The organism is Polycladospora coralii, assembly GCF_014773435.2.
GTDB lineage: Bacteria > Bacillota > Bacilli > Thermoactinomycetales > Thermoactinomycetaceae > Polycladospora > Polycladospora coralii.
Genome location: NZ_JACXAG020000003.1, coordinates 112820 through 134467, shown reverse-complemented (window position 1 = coordinate 134467; position 21648 = coordinate 112820). Strand labels below are relative to the sequence as shown.

20 protein-coding genes are annotated in these 21648 nt (G+C 41.1%); 6 read left to right on the top strand and 14 right to left on the bottom strand.

Annotated features, from left to right (window positions below; genetic code table 11):
• Positions 1-164: 164 nt before the first annotated feature.
• The 5 genes from IC619_RS08775 (at position 165) to IC619_RS08755 (ending at position 4430) form a co-directional block, all read left to right on the top strand.
• Positions 165-836: a TetR/AcrR family transcriptional regulator gene (locus IC619_RS08775; protein WP_191139504.1), complete on the top strand. Its 672-nt coding sequence runs from the start codon at positions 165-167 to the stop codon at positions 834-836.
• 6 nt (positions 837-842) lie between these two features.
• Complete coding sequence (locus tag IC619_RS08770) at positions 843-1706, top strand: ABC transporter ATP-binding protein (RefSeq protein WP_191139503.1); 864 nt, start codon at positions 843-845, stop codon at positions 1704-1706.
• Positions 1703-2428: a fluoroquinolone export ABC transporter permease subunit gene (locus tag IC619_RS08765; RefSeq protein ID WP_191139502.1), complete on the top strand. Its 726-nt coding sequence runs from the start codon at positions 1703-1705 to the stop codon at positions 2426-2428. Before IC619_RS08770 ends, IC619_RS08765 begins: the two co-directional genes overlap by 4 nt.
• 4 nt (positions 2429-2432) lie before the next feature.
• Complete coding sequence (locus tag IC619_RS08760) at positions 2433-3176, top strand: hypothetical protein (protein ID WP_191139501.1); 744 nt, start codon at positions 2433-2435, stop codon at positions 3174-3176.
• Between the two features lie 213 nt (positions 3177-3389).
• Entirely contained in the window at positions 3390-4430 is a 1041-nt protein-coding gene (locus IC619_RS08755) for a serine hydrolase domain-containing protein (protein ID WP_191139500.1), read from the top strand.
• A 165-nt stretch (positions 4431-4595) separates the two neighbouring features.
• Here IC619_RS08755 and IC619_RS08750 read toward each other — a convergent pair whose 3' ends face one another.
• The 12 genes from IC619_RS08750 to IC619_RS08695 form a co-directional block, all read right to left on the bottom strand.
• Positions 4596-4784, bottom strand: a complete 189-nt coding sequence (locus IC619_RS08750; protein WP_191139499.1) for a hypothetical protein — start codon at positions 4782-4784, stop codon at positions 4596-4598.
• A gap of 114 nt (positions 4785-4898) precedes the next feature.
• Positions 4899-5522, bottom strand: a complete 624-nt coding sequence (locus IC619_RS08745) for a TetR/AcrR family transcriptional regulator (protein ID WP_191139498.1) — start codon at positions 5520-5522, stop codon at positions 4899-4901.
• Positions 5523-5766: 244 nt separating this feature from the next.
• Positions 5767-6222, bottom strand: coding sequence for a DNA-directed RNA polymerase subunit delta (rpoE, locus tag IC619_RS08740; RefSeq protein ID WP_191139497.1), 456 nt, complete (start codon positions 6220-6222; stop codon positions 5767-5769).
• 167 nt (positions 6223-6389) lie between these two features.
• A complete protein-coding gene (gene icmF, locus IC619_RS08735) occupies positions 6390-9599 on the bottom strand; it encodes a fused isobutyryl-CoA mutase/GTPase IcmF (RefSeq protein WP_191139496.1) in 3210 nt (1069 codons plus the stop codon).
• Position 9600: 1 nt separating this feature from the next.
• A complete protein-coding gene (locus IC619_RS08730; RefSeq protein ID WP_224749609.1) occupies positions 9601-10236 on the bottom strand; it encodes a TetR/AcrR family transcriptional regulator in 636 nt (211 codons plus the stop codon).
• Positions 10237-10242: 6 nt separating this feature from the next.
• Positions 10243-11202 (bottom strand): methylmalonyl Co-A mutase-associated GTPase MeaB, encoded by a 960-nt coding sequence (gene meaB, locus IC619_RS08725; RefSeq protein WP_191139495.1) that lies wholly within the window; start codon positions 11200-11202, stop codon positions 10243-10245.
• Between the two features lie 70 nt (positions 11203-11272).
• Positions 11273-12415: an acyl-CoA dehydrogenase gene (locus IC619_RS08720; RefSeq protein ID WP_191139494.1), complete on the bottom strand. Its 1143-nt coding sequence runs from the start codon at positions 12413-12415 to the stop codon at positions 11273-11275.
• A gap of 13 nt (positions 12416-12428) precedes the next feature.
• A complete protein-coding gene (locus tag IC619_RS08715; RefSeq protein WP_191139493.1) occupies positions 12429-13574 on the bottom strand; it encodes an acyl-CoA dehydrogenase in 1146 nt (381 codons plus the stop codon).
• Between the two features lie 15 nt (positions 13575-13589).
• On the bottom strand, positions 13590-14444 hold the full coding sequence (locus IC619_RS08710; protein ID WP_191139492.1) for a 3-hydroxybutyryl-CoA dehydrogenase: 855 nt from the start codon (positions 14442-14444) through the stop codon (positions 13590-13592).
• 14 nt (positions 14445-14458) lie between these two features.
• A complete protein-coding gene (locus tag IC619_RS08705; protein WP_191139491.1) occupies positions 14459-15640 on the bottom strand; it encodes an acetyl-CoA C-acetyltransferase in 1182 nt (393 codons plus the stop codon).
• A gap of 171 nt (positions 15641-15811) precedes the next feature.
• On the bottom strand, positions 15812-16177 hold the full coding sequence (locus IC619_RS08700) for a hypothetical protein (protein ID WP_191139490.1): 366 nt from the start codon (positions 16175-16177) through the stop codon (positions 15812-15814).
• Between the two features lie 299 nt (positions 16178-16476).
• Positions 16477-18579, bottom strand: a complete 2103-nt coding sequence (locus IC619_RS08695) for a (Fe-S)-binding protein (RefSeq protein WP_191139489.1) — start codon at positions 18577-18579, stop codon at positions 16477-16479.
• A gap of 333 nt (positions 18580-18912) precedes the next feature.
• Between IC619_RS08695 and IC619_RS08690 the strand changes: the two genes are divergently transcribed.
• Entirely contained in the window at positions 18913-19284 is a 372-nt protein-coding gene (locus IC619_RS08690; RefSeq protein WP_191139488.1) for a hypothetical protein, read from the top strand.
• A 34-nt stretch (positions 19285-19318) separates the two neighbouring features.
• Here IC619_RS08690 and kamE read toward each other — a convergent pair whose 3' ends face one another.
• Both kamE and kamD read right to left on the bottom strand, forming a co-directional pair.
• Positions 19319-20071 (bottom strand): lysine 5,6-aminomutase subunit beta, encoded by a 753-nt coding sequence (gene kamE / locus IC619_RS08685; protein WP_191139487.1) that lies wholly within the window; start codon positions 20069-20071, stop codon positions 19319-19321.
• The gene (gene kamD, locus IC619_RS08680) at positions 20068-21648 is read right to left on the bottom strand and encodes a lysine 5,6-aminomutase subunit alpha (protein ID WP_191139486.1); all 1581 of its coding nucleotides are present in this window, start codon (positions 21646-21648) and stop codon (positions 20068-20070) included. Before kamD ends, kamE begins: the two co-directional genes overlap by 4 nt.

The following is a 21648-nucleotide window of genomic DNA, read 5'->3' as shown; positions in this document are numbered from 1 at the left end:
GTAGGTATTTCACTCAATCCAATCATTACATATCTTCATCATGAGTCCGATGTAAATGCTTTTTAAACGAAAAAGACATTGCACTTGACTTAAAAAGTAAATTTTTATACAATTTGACCAATTGAATAATATCGGTCAAATTGTTATAATATAAGGAGGATAAAATGACAAAAGCCATCAATCCAGAACGTGAAGCGCGCATTTTGGAAGCTGCTACTCAATTATTTGTACACTATGGATACGACAAGACAACAGTGAATGAGATTGCACATGCGGCTGGAGTTAGTAAGGGTGTCATTTATTTGCACTTTGATAGTAAAGACGATTTATTTGAAGCCTTGATACGTCATGAAACGAATGCCTATGTAGAAGCTTGGATGAAACGAATTGAATCAGATGCTAATGGTGGCACGATCTCAAGTATGTATAGAAATAGTTTATATGCGTTGAATGAAAATCCATTTATGGCTGCGATGTTCCGTAAGGATAGCAAAGTATTGGGAAGCTATTTGCATAGAATGGGAGGGCTTTTTAAAAGCGAACAGGTTCAAGGTACACGCATGGAGTTCGTACAGATGATGCAATCAGCTGGTGCCATAAGATCCGATCTAGATGCAAAAGTGATCGCACATATTATGAATATACTAGCTTATGGATTAGTGAGTATGCAGGGCGTTGTAGATCCTGACTGCATACCCGAGACAGCAGATCTGATTGAGGGAATTGCCGATTTCATGGATAGAGCCATTACCCCAGCAGATGGAGGGAATAGGCTTGCGGGTAAAGAGATTTTACGTCAACTGATCGATCAATCCAAAAAAGATATAGAGAGGTGAGCGATGATGATTCAGGTTAGTAATTTATCATATTGCTATCCAAGTGAAACTGAGCCTACTTTACAAGGATTAAACTTCACTATTGAACCTGGAGAGATTTTTGGGCTTTTAGGGCCTTCCGGCGCTGGAAAATCTACGACGCAAAACATCCTAATCGGTTTACTCAAATCTTATGATGGTCATGTAAAGGTAAAACAATGCGAGGTAAAGGAGTGGGGACAAGATTACTATGAACACATTGGCGTATCGTTTGAACTACCTAATCATTATTTAAAACTAACAGCAGTTGAAAATTTAAAACATTTCGGAAGTTTATACCACGATCACATACTTGATCCAATGATGGTATTAGATTGGGTAGGCTTAGCTGATGACGCACATAAAAAAGTTTCAGATTTTAGTAAAGGAATGAAGATTCGTCTGAATGTAGCACGGAGTCTTCTTCACCAACCACAAGTGTTATTTTTAGACGAACCGACGAGTGGGCTTGATCCTGTTAATGCACGCCGAATGAAAGATTTGATATTAAAGTTAAGAAAACAGGGAACAACCATATTGATTTCCACACACAATATGAGCGTTGCAGATGAGCTATGCGACCGTGTTGCTTTTATCACAGCAGGAAAGATTCGGATGATCGATTCGCCGGCTGCACTAAAAAGAAAATTTGGTAAACGATCTGTTCGCATCGGATATACCAATGAACAAGGAAAACACATTGAACGAGAATTTCCACTCGCTCATTTAGGACAGAACAGAGATTTTTTAAACATACTCCAAGCCGATTCTATGATTGACACCATCCATACGCAGGAAACTACGCTTGAACACATTTTTATTCAAGTAACGGGTCAGGAGCTGGTTGTATGAGTCGCTTAATTTCTGCTATGAAGCTCGATATCAAGGTTCAAATACGAAATCACTTATATGTGATTGGAATCGGATTTGCTGTTTTTTTGGCTATTCTACTTTCACAGTTAACCTCCCCTTCACAACTCTATACCGTCATTCCAGTCATGACCTTACTGGTCATCGGTGGTTCTACACTACTTTATGTAGCAGCTATGATCCTGTTAGAAAAAGGGGAGCGTACACTCCACGCAGTAGTTGTAACACCGCTTCAAACTTCACAGTATTTAGGCGCAAAGATTGGAAGCTTAACATTACTTGCTACCTTAGAATCCCTCTTTATGATAGTAGGATTGATGGCTATCATGAGACTATCGGGTCCCATTCTCTGGCCTAATGGCTTCATTTTAGTGGGTGGAATACTTGCCATCGCGATCATATACATCTTGATCGGTATTATATTAGTGGTCCGATTTAACAAAATCACCGATTTTCTTGTACCCATGTCCGGAGTGGCCATTCTATTACAGCTTCCCTTTCTACATTTCCTTAATATTGTCCAACACCCTCTCTTTCTCTTCATCCCAACCAGTGCTCAAACCTTATGGATGCAAGGTGCTTTTGTTCCATTAAGCGTAGGCGAATGGTGCTATGCATTGGGATACACCGTTCTCTGCTTCGTTGGTTTATTTATTTGGGCAAAGTCTGCTTTTCATAAGCATGTTATCCAAAAAGTGAGGTGATCATATGAAATCAATGCAACGGATCCCTAAGTTTGTTCATAATGATATCCGCTTGATTGGACGCGATCATTTTTTGCTCATGATGCTCAGCTTTGCTTTACTCATTGGTATCGTGCTACGCTTTGCTCTCCCATCGTTGAACACCTATTTAGATACAAATGGGATTTTATCTGGTTTTAATATCTACTATCCCTTAATCGTGGCTTTCATTGGATTTTATCAAGGACCGCTCATTGTAGGAGCTATATTTGGTTTTGTACTCTTAGAGGAAAAAGAAGACTATACCCTACGCGCCATGCTGGTCACCCCTGTACCCCTTCAGCACTATATTGGATATCGCGTCGGAATGCCCGTGCTGTTTGCCTTTATCATTAGCATATCATTGCTTCTGCTCATCGACCAAGCACTAGGATCTTTTGGACAGATGGTACTTCTGGCACTAGGTGCCGCATTCACCGCACCACTAATCTCCATGTTTTTTGCTACATTTGCTGAAAATAAAGTACAAGGTTTTGCATTATCTAAGTTTATTGGAATAGCGGGTTGGATTATTGTTGGAGCATGGTTTATTTCAGAACCTTGGCAGTGGATTGTAGGAGCTTTTCCGCCTTTTTGGATAAGCAAAGCTTATTGGATGCTATTAGCTGGTGAATCACAATGGTGGACGCTCATCATCATCGGAATCGGCTTACAATGGATATCAATATGGATCTTGATTCGTTATTTTAATCATCACATATATCGTTGATTCTTTTCACCAATTCATTTTTAAGCTGTGGCTTATATTAAGTTATGTTAAAACGTTTGACGAATTTGTCAGCCCTCTCAATTTACACGCACTCTTCATAAGTGGATTTGCTTTTCGAAAGACAACAACGACTGTACTCCCTCTCTTGACATGATTCATTGTTCCTTTAGAATGAATATGAGCGCATCTTACATTTAGCAGAGAGGATCATTTATGCATACTTCCAACAGAATCATTCAATTGTTTAAAGAAAATCAAGCCTCCGTTCCCTTTTCCGGTTCTGCTTATGTAAAGGGGAAAGAAACACTTGTAGCAACATGTTTTGGGTATGCAAATCGAAGTGAAAAAATTTGCAATCAAACAGATACACGCTTTGGGATGGCTTCAGGATGTAAGTTATTTACCGCTGTGGCCATTTGCCAACTCATTGAACAAGGGTTATTTAAGTATGATACACCGGTTCAAGATATCATTCATCTCTCTTTGCCATTCTTATCACCACAGGTTACCGTCCACCATTTGTTAACGCATTCTTCTGGAATTCCCGATTATTTCGACGAAGACGAGATGGACGATTTTGAAGAACTGTGGAAAAAGAGACCCATGTATAGGATGAACAGACCACTCGATTTCTTATCCTTATTCCAAGAGAAGCCGATGATGTTTGATGCCGGGAAGCAGTTTCACTATAATAACGCGGGCTATATTTTGTTAGGTATGATCATTGAAGCGACTTCAGGACTAGATTTTAGACAGTATATTAAAAAGCATATTTTTAATCCAAGTGGTATGACCCAAACGGGTTATGATCGGATGGATCATTTACTTCCCAAAACCGCATTGGGTTATATAGAGGATCCCAAAACTGCAAGTTGGCGTACCAATGCTTATTCCCTCCCCATTCAAGGAGGTTCAGATGGAGGTGCTTATACGACTGTATATGACTTAGAAAAATTTTGGAACCACTTATTTTCATATCAGTTATTAGGTAAGCAGTTCACCGAGAAGCTATTAACGCCACACATCCAGGTAGATACACACTTATACTACGGATATGGTTTATGGATCGCTTTCCATAATGATCAGGTTTTTAAGTACTTTATTTTTGGTTATGATCCCGGTGTACGCCTCAGTTCATCCGTTTATGCAACATCACGTATACAAAGTCATCTCTTAGCTAATTCAGAAGTAAACATTAACCAATACGCACGACAGATTGACGATATCGTAAAAAGCGAACCCGCCTTGATATGACAAAAAGCTGCCCTGAATGAGGCAGCTTTTTGTCATATATGATGATATCAATCATTTGCAAGGAATAAATAAGGACGGACATAGTCAATCATTTAGAAGAGAAAGCTTCTCTTGCCAATACCAATCCTGTTGTTTGACTGTTTTAATAAGCCATAGAATAAAAGACTAACCGCCTCCATCATCGCTACTTTTGTCATGATCACCATCACTAAGATTTGTACTATATTGGTCTACACCATGAATCAAATAGAGCAATTCCTCTCCTTTGTGGTATAAAACAGCCCCGGAAATACACCCCGTTAACATACTCACAAGCATGAGAAAAGTAACCGTTAACTTTCTTAGCTTCCTCATATCCCTCACCTCAATCTACCTATTTATCCAACCTATATCCATCATAATACGCATAAAACCGGTCTAGACATCATTCATCTCGTGAATCTGCTAAGCGTAGCTCGGTGTCTCTGTTTAAGTTATGGCTTTCAAGTAAAGGTCAATCATTGTATCGATTATGGTTGGTGCTGGTATGGCTATTTTTCCTTCCGAAGCGAGTAGACCTCCATGAATCGCATGCATAAGCAAAAATCCCACAAACATATGCGAAGCAGCCTCTACATCTAGATCGTAACTTACAACCTCTCCACGAGCTCGCTCTAGTATCAACCGATTGTGATCAAGTGCGCGTTCACATATCGTTTCGCGAAATAGATCTCCGAGCTGGGGCAGTCTAGGCGACTCTGCCACAATCACTCTCACCAATGACAAATATTCTGGTTGCATAATATCAGTAATCATGCTCTGCGCTTGTTCAGTTAGCTCTTTTCGTAACTGATCTTTGCTTATGATCGCTTGTTCTTTTTCGTCAAGTGGCCACTGATGAAGAATGTCAGACATCAGATGTCGCAATAGATCAACCATTAAATCTTCTTTCGTTGGGTAGTAGGCATATAGCGTTTGCTTTGAAACACCAGCTTTTGCTGCAATCGCATCGGTTGTTGCCCTAGAAAAACCTTTTTCAAAAAACATTTGCTTAGCACCTTCACGAATCTGCTGTCGTTTCGCTTGTTCACGTCTACTATAATCTATCGCCATCCCCTTTTCCTCCTATAAAACAGTACCGTACAGTCTAATTATAAAAAATTCAAATGATTAAGTCAATAACTGATGTTTGAATTTTGTAAAAAACATACAAATGAATCATTCATATATCTCAATTCTCCTGTAAACAGCGTGCATCCTATTACAGAATAGAAGCTTGATTTCAGAATAACATGATTCGTCCGGAAGCATAAAAGCAGGCTTTCACTGATCTGAAAGCCTGCTTTTTAAGTCATATTTACAATTGATCTTCGTCCTCATCTTCTTCTTCAAGTTCACTGTCAAAATCGTCTTCGAGGTCATCACTATCGTCTTCAAAATCAGCATCATCATCTAGATCATCTGATTTTTGATCGAGATCCTCTTCGAACTCTTCTTCTTCGAACTCTTCTTCTTCGTAATCATCTTTTACATTGGCAGCCACAGCAGAGTCTGTGGTTTGATCGAGTGCATACCACTCTTTTAGCCCCCATAAAGTACGACTAACAGCTACGAAGCGTCCATCAATGTTCATTTCTGTATACAGTTGTGAGATATAATTTTCCACATCCTGCTTAGTAAATTGTTTCATTTTGGATACTTGCGTCATAATATCATGGAAATCTAATGGTTCTTTTTTATTCTTTAGTAAATCATAAGTTAAGTCCACCATAGCTGTTTCTACCGTTCTTTCGGTCGCTAACTTATCGCTCAAATCAGACACACCTTTCCGCATTCAATTCCTTGGTTTCTCGCATCATCTTCACCTATTTTATCCCAAAAATAAGGTGAATCAACCGATAAACAGGAAAACTTACATATTTTTTAGCTTCATTCACTATAACTGAATCATATGCCTAGAAGCAACTATATTTCTGTGATCTACATATTTCTGCGATATTGTCCACCAACTTCGTACAAGGCATGTGTAATTTGACCCAGGCTTGCATAACGTACTGTTTCCATTAAAGCTGCAAAAATATTTCCGTTCGCTTGGGCTACTTCCTGTAATTGATGCAGTGATTTTATGGCTTGTTGTCGGTTTTCGGTTTGAGATTGACGCAAAGCTGCGATTTGACCCTCTTTTTCTGCTGAGGTTGCCCGTGTAATCATGATTTCTGTCTCTGCTGGTGGATTCGGATTTTCAAAGGTGTTCACCCCGATAATCGGTAGTTCACCTGAATGCTTTTTCATCTCGTAGAGCAAGGATTCCTCTTGGATTTTACCACGTTGATACTGCGTCTCCATCGCACCCAGTACACCGCCGCGATCACTGATTCGCTCAAATTCACGTAATACCGCTTCCTCTACCAAATCGGTTAATTCTTCAATTATAAAAGCACCTTGAAGCGGATTCTCATTTTTTGCTAATCCTAGCTCTTTTGTAATGATCAATTGAATCGCCATGGCTCGCCTGACCGATTCCTCAGTCGGCGTCGTAATCGCCTCGTCATATGCATTGGTATGCAAGGAATTACATTGGTCATAAATCGCCATTAAGGCCTGTAATGTCGTTCGGATATCGTTAAAATCAATCTCCTGTGCATGAAGCGAGCGTCCCGATGTTTGAATATGATACTTTAATTTTTGACTCCGTTCATTGGCATGATATAGGTGGCGCATCACAATCGCCCAGATACGGCGAGCTACTCTTCCGATGACGGTATATTCACTATCCAAACCATTGCTAAAAAAGAATGAAAGGTTAGGAGCAAATTTGTCAATGTCCATCCCACGACTCATATAATACTCCACGTAAGTAAACGCATTAGCCATGGTAAACGCTAATTGTGATATGGGATTCGCACCCGCTTCTGCGATATGGTAACCACTAATACTAACAGAGTAATAATTGCGAATACGATGGTCAATAAAATATTGTTGCATATCTCCCATCATTTTTAGCGCAAACTCAGTTGAAAAGATACATGTGTTTTGTCCTTGATCTTCCTTTAAAATATCTGCTTGTACGGTACCACGCACAGTTTGTAAGGTCCGCTCACGGATAGATAGCGCTTCCTCCTCACTCGGTTTCCGCTTTTGTTCTTCAATAAAATGATCCATTTGCTGATCGATCGCAGCATTAAAATACATGGCCAATATTATAGGCGCTGGTCCATTAATCGTCATCGACACACTTGTATTCGGCGCACACAAGTCAAATCCTGCAAATAATTTCTTCATATCTTCAATCGTACAAATGTTAACACCTGATTCCCCAACTTTACCATATATATCAGGTCGTTCATGCGGATCTTCGCCATATAATGTCACACTATCAAATGCCGTCGATAACCGCTTAGCGGTATCGTTTTTGGACAGATAATGGAAGCGTTTATTGGTTCGATCCGGGGTACCCTCACCAGCAAATTGCCGTTTAGGATCTTCATCGGCTCGCTTGAACGGAAATACACCTGCAGTATAGGGAAAATGCCCCGGTAAATTTTCTTTACACATCCAGACGAGTAGCTCTCCCCAATCTTGCACCTTAGGCAATGCTACTTTGGGAATACGCGTTCCGGATAAGGTTTCGGTGAAAAGCGGTGTCTTTATTTCTCGATCTCGGATGCGTACGACATATGTCTCTTTTTGATACAACTCTTTTGTCTTTTTCCAATTATCAATCATTTGTTTGTATGTCGGTAATAATTTTGTTTCTAGTTTTTCTTGGAGTTGAGCAAGCTCCTTTTTCGCGCTACCTCCGTCTTTATTTTGATCAAGTAAAGCAATCGTACCTTTTACTTGATAGAGGTTGGTAGCAACTTGCGCTTGTTGCTCTACTTCGTGGTGATAACGTCGCACAACACCGGAAATATCCCTGAGGTAATGGGTCCGATCCGGTGGAATAATCGGCTCAGAATGCGCATTACTATCTATTATGCTTTGTTCTGTACGCCATCCCTCTCCACCACTTCTGCTGATTCTATCCAGCAATGCATGAAAAAATTGGTTCATCCCACTATCGTTAAAACGACTAGCCATCGTACCATAAACAGGTATCTGATCATCTGGATCTTCAAACCGATTATGATTGCGACGATATTGCTTTTTTACATCACGTAGCGCATCTTCAGAACCTCTGCGATCAAATTTATTAATCGCAATTAAGTCTGCATAATCAAGCATTTCGATTTTCTCCAATTGTGACGGAGCACCAAATTCAGCGGTCATGACATAGATGGATAAATCGCTTATTTCTACCACATCTGCATTACCTTGTCCAATCCCACTTGTTTCCACGAATATGACATCAAAATTTGCTTTTTTCATAATTGCAATCGATTCACGAATGGCAGCACTTAACTCTGTGCGTGTACGACGCGTAGCTAAACTTCTAAGAAAAACATGGGGATGATGTACAGCATTCATCCGAATGCGATCACCGAGTAAGGCGCCTCCTGTTTTTTGCTTAGAAGGATCAATGGATAAGATCGCTAACTTCTTATCTGGAAATTGATACAAAAAACGTCGAATCAGTTCATCTGTAAGGGAGCTTTTTCCCGATCCTCCTGTACCCGTTATCCCAATCACAGGAATTTTTTTATCTGTAGTCGTTTCAATTAAGGAAAGCATATCCTCCTCATAATGCTCTTCGACATAAGTAAGCATTTGACCAATCGCTTGTATATCTCCTGCTTCAACACGGGTTATCAATGACGTGGGATCAAGTTCAAGTTTAAAATCGGTCTGCTCAACCATGTAAGCAATAATGCCCTCTAACCCGAAGTTGCGACCATCTTGCGGAGAAAAGACCTTATTTACACCATAATCTTCTAGTTCTTTTATTTCACGCGGAATAATAACGCCTCCACCCCCACCAAATACCTGAATATGGGAAGCGTCTTTTTCTCGCAGTAAATCGATCATATATTTGAAATATTCTACATGTCCACCTTGATAGGAAGAAATTGCAATTCCTTGTACATCTTCTTGAATTGCGGCTTCCACAATTTCGTCGACAGAGCGATTATGGCCCAAATGAATCACTTCAACACCACTGGCTTGCAATAATCTTCTAAATAAGTTAATGGATGCATCATGTCCATCAAAAAGACTTGCTGCTGTCACAAAGCGAATAGCATGTTTCGGCATATTAGTCTCTCCTTTTACGTAGTTGATGAATGATCTGATCGCTTTGCCATCGGGCAAACTCTTGAATGGTGTAATCCCCACCTATCGCCCATGAACGAAATGTCCACATCTGACCTACCACCATGATCTGATGCGCCATCAGTTTGATATATTGGGGATCCATCTCAATTGTCCCATCTTTCACACCACTCTGTAAAATCTGGGCAAAAATCTCTGTTATCTCTGCCTCTTTTTGTAACACCAGTTTCTTATAAGCAGGGGGTAAAGATTTTGTCTCTTGATAAATGAATAGAATGGGAGCACGCATTTCATCGACAAGTAAAAAAAGTTGCATGATACTTTTACGCAATGCTTCAATCCCATTTTTTTCATTCGACCATGATTGACGAATTTTTTTTTCTAAAACGTGATGAATATCCTTACATACAAGGTAAAGCACATCTTCCTTACTTTGAATATACTCATACATGGTACCGATCGACAAACCACTTTCACTCGCGATTTCACGTGTGGTTGTCTTATGAAAGCCCTTTTTTACAAATAACCGCACCGCTCCATCAATAATTTGTTTTCTACGTTGTTGAACCAGTTTTTGATCTTTTATCATAGAAGGTACCATTTCCGGATCTTGTATCAATCTCCATCACCTCCCACTCTCATAAGCCTTTTTCAGCAATGTTTTAAACCATTTTTGGGCAAATTGATGTGGATCTTGTTGATTGGAGAGCATATGTTGTAATTCTGCCTGATACGCTGGTGTTTCACAAATCTCTTGTAATAAGGTTTGAATGTGTTCTTCCATGATTTCTTTCACTTCAAGCCCTCTACGTGCTGATCGTTTTTTTTCCCAACTGCCTCTCTGCCTTAGAAAACGTTTATGTGCTTGCACTTTGTCCCATAATACTGGAATGCCGTTTTCACGATTTCCGACAGTCTCTACAATAGGTGGCAGCCATTCTCCCGCTTTTTCAATTAAGTGGAGTAGTTCCTCTATATCTGAAACGAGCCGTTTCGTTCCAGGGAGATCTGCTTTATTTACAATGAATAAATCAGCAATTTCCATAATTCCAGCTTTAAATACTTGTACAGCATCACCATCACCAGGATTTAGTACGAGAGCGACGGTATCGGCGATATGCATAATATCAAGTTCAGCCTGACCTACCCCCACTGTTTCAATAAGTACGACATCAAAACCGGCTGCATCGAGTATGTGTACCGCTTCTTTTGTAGCACGCGATAAGCCACCTAGACTGCCACGGCTTCCCATGCTTCTGATAAACACACCTTCGTCTAAAGCATGCCTTGTCATCCGCACACGGTCACCTAGTATCGCTCCCCCTGTAAAGGGACTCGTTGGATCAACTGCAATCACAGCTACTGTGTAGTTTTGTTGCCGCAGGTGTTGAATGAAGCTATCAACCAGTGTGCTTTTTCCTGAACCCGGTGGACCTGTAAAGCCGATCAAATGCGCATGACCCAAGTACGGGTATAATTGCTTAAGACGCTCCATTCGTTCCGTTTCTCCATTTTCAACTTGGGTAATAAAGCGTGCAATCGTACGCTTGTGTTTATGCCGGACCGATTGAAGCCATTCATCCATAACGTAAATTCCTCCAATTCATTCCTTCATTGAAGTAACATGCTGGGTCATTGACCCAGCACAACCCCATCTATTCTTTTACCAAGTAATTGGCAATGACTACACGTTGAATTTCATTAGTTCCTTCATAAATTTGTGTAATTTTTGCGTCTCGCATCATGCGTTCAACTGGATATTCACGCGTATATCCATAACCACCAAAGATCTGTACGGCTTCAGTCGTCACTTGCATGGCAATATCACCGGCATATAGTTTTGCCATAGCAGATGCTTTGGCATAGGGAAGCTGTTCACTTTCTAGCCAAGCTGCTTGGTAAGTGAGCAGGCGAGCTGCTTCAATTTGTGTTGCCATATCTGCCAGTTTAAATTGAATGGCTTGTTGTTTAGCAATTGACTTACCAAATTGATTCCGTTCTTTTGCATACGCAAGCGCAGCATCTAGAGCACCTTGTGCAATTCCTACTGCTTGTGCAGCGATTCCATTGCGCCCGCCATCTAATGTCATCATCGCGATTTTAAATCCTTGTCCCTCTTCCCCTAAACGCTGACTAGCAGGAATTCGGCATTGATCGAATAAGATTTCTAAAGTTGGAGAAGAACGGATTCCTAATTTCTTTTCTTTCTTACCGAACGAAAAACCAGGTGTTCCTTTTTCCACGATAAACGCAGTAACACCTTTATGTTTTAAGGCTGGATCAGTTACCGCAAATACGACATAAATTTCAGCATCACCCGCATTGGTAATGAAGATCTTGCTTCCATTTAAGATGTAATCATCTCCATCACGGACAGCCGTCGTCTTCATTCCGGCCGCATCAGAACCAGAGCCAGATTCGGTTAGTCCATAAGCCCCTAGTTTTTTTCCCTCGGCCAGTGGACGTAAAAACTTTTCTTTCTGCTCTTTGTTACCAAATTTCCAAATGGGCCAACTGGCGAGTGATAGATGTGCAGATAAAGTAACACCAGTAGACCCACATACACGTGATAGCTCCTCGACTGCGATGACATAACTGAGAAAGTCAGAGCCTACCCCGCCAACTTCTTCTTCCCATGGAATACCTGCTATACCCAGCTCACCTAGCTTATCAAAGATAGAACGATCAAATCTTTCTTCCTCATCACGTTCGGCAGCGGTAGGTTCTACCTCTTTAAGTGCAAATTCACGTACCATTTTACGCATCATTTCATGTTCTTCGCTCAGTTTAAATTGCATTGTTTGCCTCTCCTTATCCCATTTTCAATAGTGCATTCCCTATGACAATACGCTGAATTTCATTTGTACCTTCGTAGATTTGCGTCACTTTAGCATCGCGGAACAAGCGCTCAACCGGATATTCTTTGGTATAGCCATAGCCACCAAATACTTGAATCGCTTCAGTAGTCGCTTTCATAGCCAAATCTGTGGCAAACATTTTAGCCATAGAAGATTCCATCTTACAATCTGAGCCCTGATCTCGCAGCGTGGTAGCGCGATATATAAGAAGCTTAGCAGCCTCTATCTCGGTCGCCATATCAGCCAATTTAAAGGCAATCCCTTGTTGCTTGCTAATGGGCTTCCCAAATTGGATCCGCTCTTTTGCATATTGAACGGAATGTGCTAAGGCGGCTTCCGCAATGCCTAACCCTTGGGCAGCAATGCCAATACGTCCACCAGCCAGATTAGATAGCGCAATCTCATAGCCTTGTCCTTCTTCGCCTAGACGATTCGCAGTCGGAACTTCCGCCGCTTCAAAGATTAATTCACAAGTGTTGGAGCCATGTAATCCCATCTTCTGCTCTTTTTTACCCACATGAAAGCCAGGCGTATCTTTATCGACGATGAATGCGGTCATCCCTTTGGGACCTTTATCTGGATCAGTCACAGTAAAGACGATATACGTATCTGCCACACCCGCATTGGTAATAAAGATTTTACTACCGTTTAAGATATACTTATCCCCTACACGCTTTGCACGTGTGCGTATGGTAGAAGCATCTGACCCTGCACGTGGCTCTGTTAAGGCAAATGCACCGAGATATTCCCCTTGTGCAAGCTTCGGAATGTATTTTTTCTTTTGCTCTTCTGTGCCATATTTTAAAATAGGCATGGTTCCGACTGAGGTATGTACAGACAGAATCACACATACCGTCGCGCTTACTTTAGCAATCTCCTCCAACGCGATAATATAGGATGTAAAGTCTGCACCTGATCCACCCCATTGTTCAGGAATGGGAATCCCCATAAGACCTAATTTTCCCATTTTGCTTATTATTTCTAGCGGAAAGCGATCTTCTTCTTCCATGCTTTTAATAAGTGGTGTAATTTCCGCTTGTGCAAACTCGCGAACCATCCGCCGCATCATTTCTTGTTCTTCAGTAAATATAAACTTCATGCCTTCTCCACACCTTTACGTATACTGATAAAAGCCACGTCCGCTTTTTTTGCCAAGCCATCCAGCCTTCACATATTTGCGTAGTAGTGGGCATGGACGATATTTGGAATCACCAAATCCTTCATATAAAGTTTCCATAATGGAGAGACAGGTATCTAATCCAATGAAGTCAGCAAGGGTTAGCGGGCCCATTGGGTGATTCATGCCTAACTTCATCACATCATCAATCGCTGCAGGAGTTGCTACTCCTTCATATACCGTATAAATCGCTTCATTAATCATTGGCATTAATATTCGGTTGGAAACAAATCCTGGGAAATCGTTTACTTCTACTGCTGTTTTTTGTAGTTGCTCAGCCATATCTTTCACTTGGGCAAACACTTCATCCGAGGTAGCTAAACCACGAATGATTTCTACCAACTTCATGACAGGCACCGGATTCATAAAATGCATGCCAATTACTTGTTCCGCTCGATTGGTCACGGCAGCAATCTCTGTAATCGGAAGCGATGAAGTGTTACTAGCTAAAATCGTATGCGCTGGGCAGATCTGATCCAATTGGCTAAATACGGATTCTTTCGCTTCCATCTTTTCGAGGATCGCTTCAATTACAATATCTGCTTGTTGACCTGCTGTTTCCAGTTGGGTGGTAGTCGTGATTCGTGACAGGATATCGGTTTTATCTTCTTCTGTCAGTCTTCCCTTTTCTACATTTCGGGCTAGGTTACGTGTAATCGCTTGTAATCCTTTTTGTACATAGGGCTCTTCTATATCATGTAGCACAACCTGAAAGCCCGCCTGCGCACAAACTTGTGCGATGCCACTCCCCATTTGACCTGCACCAATTACACTCACATTTTGTATACTCATTTTCTTTCCTCCGATCATGAATCAACGCGAACGAGAATCGCATCGCCTTGACCTGCTCCACTACAAATTGCTGCGATACCTAATCCACCGCCACGACGTTTTAGTTCTTGTACCAGTGTAAGTACAATCCGTGTGCCACTTGCACCAATCGGATGTCCAAAGGCTACGGCACCACCATTTACATTTACTTTATCTAGGTCAATGCCCACAATCTTAGCACTGGCAAGTGATACAGCTGCAAATGCTTCATTAATTTCAAACAAATCAATATCATCAACGGTTAAGTTTTGCTTTTTTAGTAGCTTCTGAATGGCATATGCTGGTGTAATCGGAAAATCTTTCGCTTCCATTCCGACAGCCGCATGCCCTAGTATATGAGCGAGTGGTTGTATCCCTAGTTCCTCTGCTTTAGTGGCTGAAGCAATCACCATCGCTGCTGCACCATCATTTACACCTGGTGCATTTCCGGCTGTGATCGAACCCTCTTTAACAAAAGCAGGCTTTAAGGTAGATAATTTTTCAACCGTTGTTTCGGGTCTTACCGATTCATCTTTACTTACAACCACTTCACCTTTACGTGTCTGAATGGTTACAGGTGTAATTTCATCATCAAACTTTCCTGCTTCACTTGCTTCCACACCACGCTGGTGACTACGATATGCCCACTCGTCTTGTTGCTCGCGTGTGATCTCTTGTTGTGCGGCACTGTTACTGCCATGTACGATCATGTGTACATCTTGAAAAGCACACCACAAACCATCATGAATCATTAAGTCAACCATTTTACCATCACCCATCCGTTGACCAAAACGAGCGGACGGCAACACATAGGGTGCTTGACTCATACTTTCCATCCCACCTGCTACAATTACATCAGAATCGCCAGCACGGATGATTTGATCTCCCAAGGTAATACTACGCATTCCAGAAGCACATACTTTGTTGATCGTTTCAGTCTGTACTTCCCAAGGCAGACCAGCATGACGTGCAGCTTGACGCGATGGAATTTGACCTGCCCCACCACTCAGTACCATGCCCATAATCACTTCGTCTACTTGATCATCTTCAATACCCACACGATTGAGTGCTGCTCGAATCGCAGTCCCTCCTAATTTCACTGCCGATACATCTTTTAGCGCACCCCCCAGTTTCCCCACTGGTGTACGTGCTCCACCTAATATCACCGTTTTAGTCATCTGTAGCACCTCCGCCTATTCTCGCTCTATCGAGCGTTCGTTCGAGATTCTCCAACATGTAAACGCCTTCATATTTAAGAGTAACTGAATGCAACAATTTAGACAATAGTGAAAGGAATGATTCCACATGGAAAGCCTCTACGGCATCGTAGAGGCTTTCCATGTGACCTTCTATTGTTGACGTACAAATGCACGTGCATTTGTATTTCCCTCTGGAGACTCAATTTTAAAAATATACTTTCCAGATAAGACCTGAAACGAGTCTAACTTCTTTTCTCCTTGCTCCACATCGCCCCATGTAACCACTGGACACTCCAAGTAGTCACAGTACTCAAACACATAGTAATAAGCCACATCTGGCCCTTCATTCTCAATCGTAATTTCTAATGTTCCTTTATCGGCTTGAAATGGCTTACTTTGATCGTAGTATTGACCTACTTCGAGCTTCAAAACATTTGCATTATCAGCATGTGCCATCGCGCTATAAGAAAGGACCATTACTGAGACCATACACCCCAATAAAGATTTTTTGGTCATACAGGTTCCCCCCGAACCATACTTTATTTATCATTTTAATCAAACCATCATACCTATACATAGACTAACCCAAAACAACATCCGCAATCATTAAAAAGGGATCAAGCGCGCGAGAAATGGAAAAGCAAGTCAATCAGAAGAGAAATCTGGAATTGATAAAGGGGGTTCACCAAGCTAAGGGGAACTGCCTCTTTCACTATACATCCTATCTATATGTCGAAATCATGGTTTTATGCCCGCTTTTTTGTTTATAAAAAAACCTGCTATTATTTAAACAATAGCAGGTTTTTCATTACCGATTAATGTACACCGTCAGCCACTTCAATTTTTTCTTCCAAATCAATTGAAAGTGCGAGAATCTCAACAACATCAAGTGTTTGCACACGATCTTCTACTTCTTTCGCTTTCGTACCATCTGATAACATCGTTAAGCAGTATGGACAACCGCTACCAATCATCGTTGGGTTTACTTCAAGCGCTTGCTCTGTACGCGTTACGTTTACACGTACACCTTCTGTTTCTTCCATCCACATCATACCGCCACCGGCACCACAACACATGCCATTTTCACGATTTCGTTCCATCTCGACTACTTCCACACCAGGAATTTGTTGCAAGATATAACGAGGTGAATCATACTCACCATTATATCGACCTAGGTAGCACGAATCATGGTACGTAATTCGCTCTTTTACCTCTTTTGTTGGTTTCAAGCGGCCTTCACGGACAAGCTCAGCCAACACTTGTGTATGATGATATACTTCCACATCTTTATCTAAACCAAGTTCAGGATACTCATTTTTCAAGACATTATAAGCATGTGGATCGATGGTAATAATTTTCTTCACATCATGCTTTTCAAATAGCGAAATATTATCCATCGCCAATTGTTGGAATAAGAATTCATTCCCCATCCGACGCGGTGTATCGCCAGAGTTTTTCTCTTTATTTCCTAGGATCGCAAATTTCACACCTGCATGGTTCAACAAGTTTACAAGTGTACGAGTAATCTTTTGACTTCGATTATCATAAGAACCCATCGATCCCACGAAGAATAAGTACTCAAACTCTTTCTCTTCTTTTACAGTCGGAGCATGACCATCGAAACCATCTTTCCATTTGTCACGATCTTTTCGACTAATTCCCCAAGGATTCCCTTGGCGTTCGATGTTGGAGAAGGTACGAGAAGCCTCACCATTCATTTTACCTTCTGTCATCACCAAATAACGACGCATATCAATAATTTTGTCTACGTGTTCGTTCATTACTGGACACTGATCTTCACAGTTACGACAAGTCGTACAAGCCCATAATTCTTGTTCTGTAATGACTTCACCAATCAATTGAATCGGATAGTTTACAGTACCATCCTCTTCCTTGGTAATCTGTGCACTCACAGATGCTTCATTGGCACCAGCAAATGCAAAGTTAGGCACCCAAGGTGATTTAGATGTGATGGCTGCACCCTTTGCCGTTAAGTGATCTCGCATTTTTACAATTAAGTCCATCGGTGATAACAGCTTACCTGTACCAGCCGCTGGACACACATTCGTACAACGACCACATTCCACACAAGCGTAAAGGTCGATCAACTGCTTTTGGTTAAAATCTTCAATCTTACCCACACCGTACTCTTCAAGGGATTCATCCTCAAAGTCAATCGCTGACAATTTAGCTGGTGGTTGTTGACGCTTCACAAAAACGTTAAGCGGAGCCACCAATAAATGGAAGTGTTTTGATTGTGGTACATATACCATAAACGTAAACAAGTCGATAGCATGGATCCACCAAAAAATATAAAAGAGGACTGTCGCTGCTCCAACACTCATCCATCCCATAAATGGCATCGCCAGTAAAGAGGACACAGGGGTGTACCAAGTAAGTGGCTCATCATACATAATCTTCTCAAACACCGCAGAAAATAGAATAGAAGTCATTAGCACAGATAGGAAAATAATGACAAGTCCGGATTTAAACCCTCTTTTTAATCGTGCTAACTTCTCCACATAACGACGGTAAAACGCATACAAAGTAGCAAGTAATACAAGTGTCGTCACAATCTCTTGCATAAATAAGAAAAATGGATAAGCAGGGACAGGCAAGTGATTGCCAGGCGATAGCCCTTTAATAAATAGATCAATCGCACCAAATTGAATGATGATAAAACCGTAGAACATGATAAAATGCATGATCCCGCTTTTTTTATCTTTTAAGAGTTTCTTCTGCCCAAATACGTTAACGAGTACTTCTGATATCGCTTTCTTTAAGTCCATATTAAAGTCATATGGCTTCCCTAGTCTTACATACATATAACGCTTATAAATGACATTACCAAAGAGATATAACGCATATGCAGCAATTCCTAGAAATAATAGTAGGTTAATGATTTCTAAAACTGACATTTTTCTCTCCCCTTTCCTATATTTCAAAATGACCCAAGTGGTGTTCGATATTCATTGCAATTTATTGTAACATAAACTGAGTGGCCATTCATTCATTTTTTGCATGTTTGTGACAGGCTGTTTTTACCACTTTTCGCCTCTTCCCCACATACTCCATCATAATGTTATTATATATAGATTACAATTAGAGATATGTGAGCTATCGATCCTTACCAAAGGCCCCTGCTCTTTTAAAAATGGATTAACCAAGGATTGCCTGAATAAAAAGATGGTTTTCTACATCCATATCATTGATAATAGAAATAGTCGATTAACTAGATGTGAGGGAGGTGAATGAACGACATGCAACGTCCGCACAATATACAAGTTCCCTATTCAGTAGTAGAGAATTTACCACCAGCAGAACGTTTTCTCTACTATGAGTTATGTCGATTGGCAACTGATCATGCGACAGTTGACGATCAGTTTGATATTCACTTAACAAAAGGCGTCCTCATTACTTCTAATTATCGTTTATCTAAGATTCTGGATTATGCCTACTCTCTCGTAGAGCGCTCTATGGAAGCGCTGATGGACAAAGGATTAATTGATATTTCATATATTAATGAACGCGAATTTCCCTCTTTCTATATGGTGCGCGTGAAAGAAGTATTTACGAATTATGAGCTACCTGAACAAATTGAAGCAAAATATACCCATAGCTAAAAATGAGACAGCCTTCTCAATAATGAAGGCTGTCTCATTTTTGTTGTTGTATCCGCTTATAAATCTCTTCTACGAAATAGGAGGCGACACCCGGTGCAAGTGTGCCGGGTCCAAAACCGGCATCATAACCTAATTCCAGTGCTAACTCGTGATTAATACGCGGGCCACCACATATTAGGATGAGTCGTTCACGTATCCCCTCTGCTTCCACGATCTCTACTAGCTCGGTTAAATTCGTAATATGAACCCCTTTTTGTGTGACCACTTGTGAGACTAACAAAACATCTGCATCCATTTCGATCGCTTTAGCTACCATCGTTTCATTTTCCACTTGAGAGCCTAAGTTATACGCATCGATCTCAGGATAGCGCTCTAAGCCGTATTCAAAATTGTACCCCTTCATATTCATAATCGCATCAATGCCAACTGTATGTGCATCTGTACCCGTACAAGCACCGAGAACAACGAGTTTACGCCCAATTTTTTCTCGAATAAATGCATTAATTTCATAGAAATTCATCACACTACTCTCTACTTTAGGAACGCGAATATTGGAGAAATCAACTGTATGCTCACACTTCCCATATACGATAAAAAAAGTATAACCCTCACCTAAATCTTTCATGTGATACACTTGCGGTTCCACAATTCCCATTTGCGCCGTCAATTGTTTAGCCGCTTCTTTTGCTTCATCACCACTGGGCACAGGAAGTGAGAAACTAAACTGTATCGCTCCATCATTAAGCGTATCTCCATATGGCTTTACTCGACTCAAATCAATACTCATGACGAATCCCCCCTTCTTTTTAATCCGAGACGCTCTCTTAAAGCATCTTCTAACGGATTAAAATAATAGGCATTTTTTACAAATACGCCATGTAGCCCTTTACCACCCGTTAGAGCGCGTTTCACATCCGCCAGCATCCCGCGTTCTAATGTTTGAAAGAGACCAATTTCTTTTACTTCTTCTAGCATCTCTACAGCTTTAGCTAATACATCTTGCGCACGTTTTTCAATAAGTCCATCTTGCTTAAAGGTGATCTCATCGCTTAAATTACGTACATTATTAAAGATGTACTTTGCATTCTCGACGGCTAATTGCCGATCTTGGATGTGTGGCGTATGCATCGCTTCTGTCATCATACCTAATAGCTGAATCCCTTGCCCCGTTATGATACTTACCATATTAAACAGTGCATCTTGGATATGTCCTTTGAAGATATTGCCTGTCATATGTTTTGTAGGAGGCATATATTTTAGTGGCGCTTCTGGAAATATTTGTCTGGACATTTGTGCTTGCGCTAACTCCATTAAAAACCCATTCTCTAAATTCGGATTGATCTCAAAGGCATGCCCAAGTCCCATCTGGCGAGGAGGGAGCCCTGAAAGTAGTGCCAGTTGCTCATTAATAAATTGAGAGGCGAGTACGGTATGTGCTGCTTCTACTGCATCTGCTGTCGTTAAATAATTATCTTCCCCTGTGTTTATTACGATACCAGCGTAACTATTAATCATTCGGGAAAAGGATTGATCGATCAATGTTCTCTGCATATTAATATCGCGAAATAAGATGCCATATAAAGCGTCATTTAACATCATATCTAATCGCTCTAGTGCACCCATTGCCGCAATTTCTGGCATACATAATCCAGAGCAGTAGTTGCACAAGTGGATATAACGTCCCACTTCTTCGCCTACTTCATCCAATGCTTGTCGCATAATGCGAAAATTTTCTTGTGTGGCATACGTTCCCCCAAACCCTTCACGTGTTGCCCCATAGGGAACATAATCAATTAAGCTCTGTCCTGTACTTCGTATGACCGCCACGATATCAGCACCCTGACGTGCTGCCGATTTTCCCTGAATGGCATCTTCATAAATATCTCCAGTTGCAACAATGACATACAATTGAGGTGCTTTCCCCTCTCCCAATCGCCTGATCAACGCTGTCCGCTTTTGCCGTACGTTTTGAATATGATCTAAGCTCGTTCTGGCCCATTTTTCTCCTTCCGCGATTAATTGGTTTTCATCAATCCACGGTAGATCGGTCAAGCGGAATGATCCGTTAGCCACACGTTCAGCTACTTCTTGTGGTGTAAGCTTCAGTTGCACAACCGCATTGATCATCCATTTCGTTACGCCAATATCGAGCACATTTTGTTCAAGTAAATGCTCTACGACAACATTGGGTAGCGGTACATATTCTGCATCTACGCCATCTATCCCCAATAAACGTAACACCGTTCTTTCCACCGCTATCGTAGATCGATTTTTGATGTAGCTATCTACCCCGTGAGCAATCTGACTTGCTGCTTCGCGCGCTCGGTCAATCTGTGCCTGATCTAATAATAGTTTAGGGTTCAT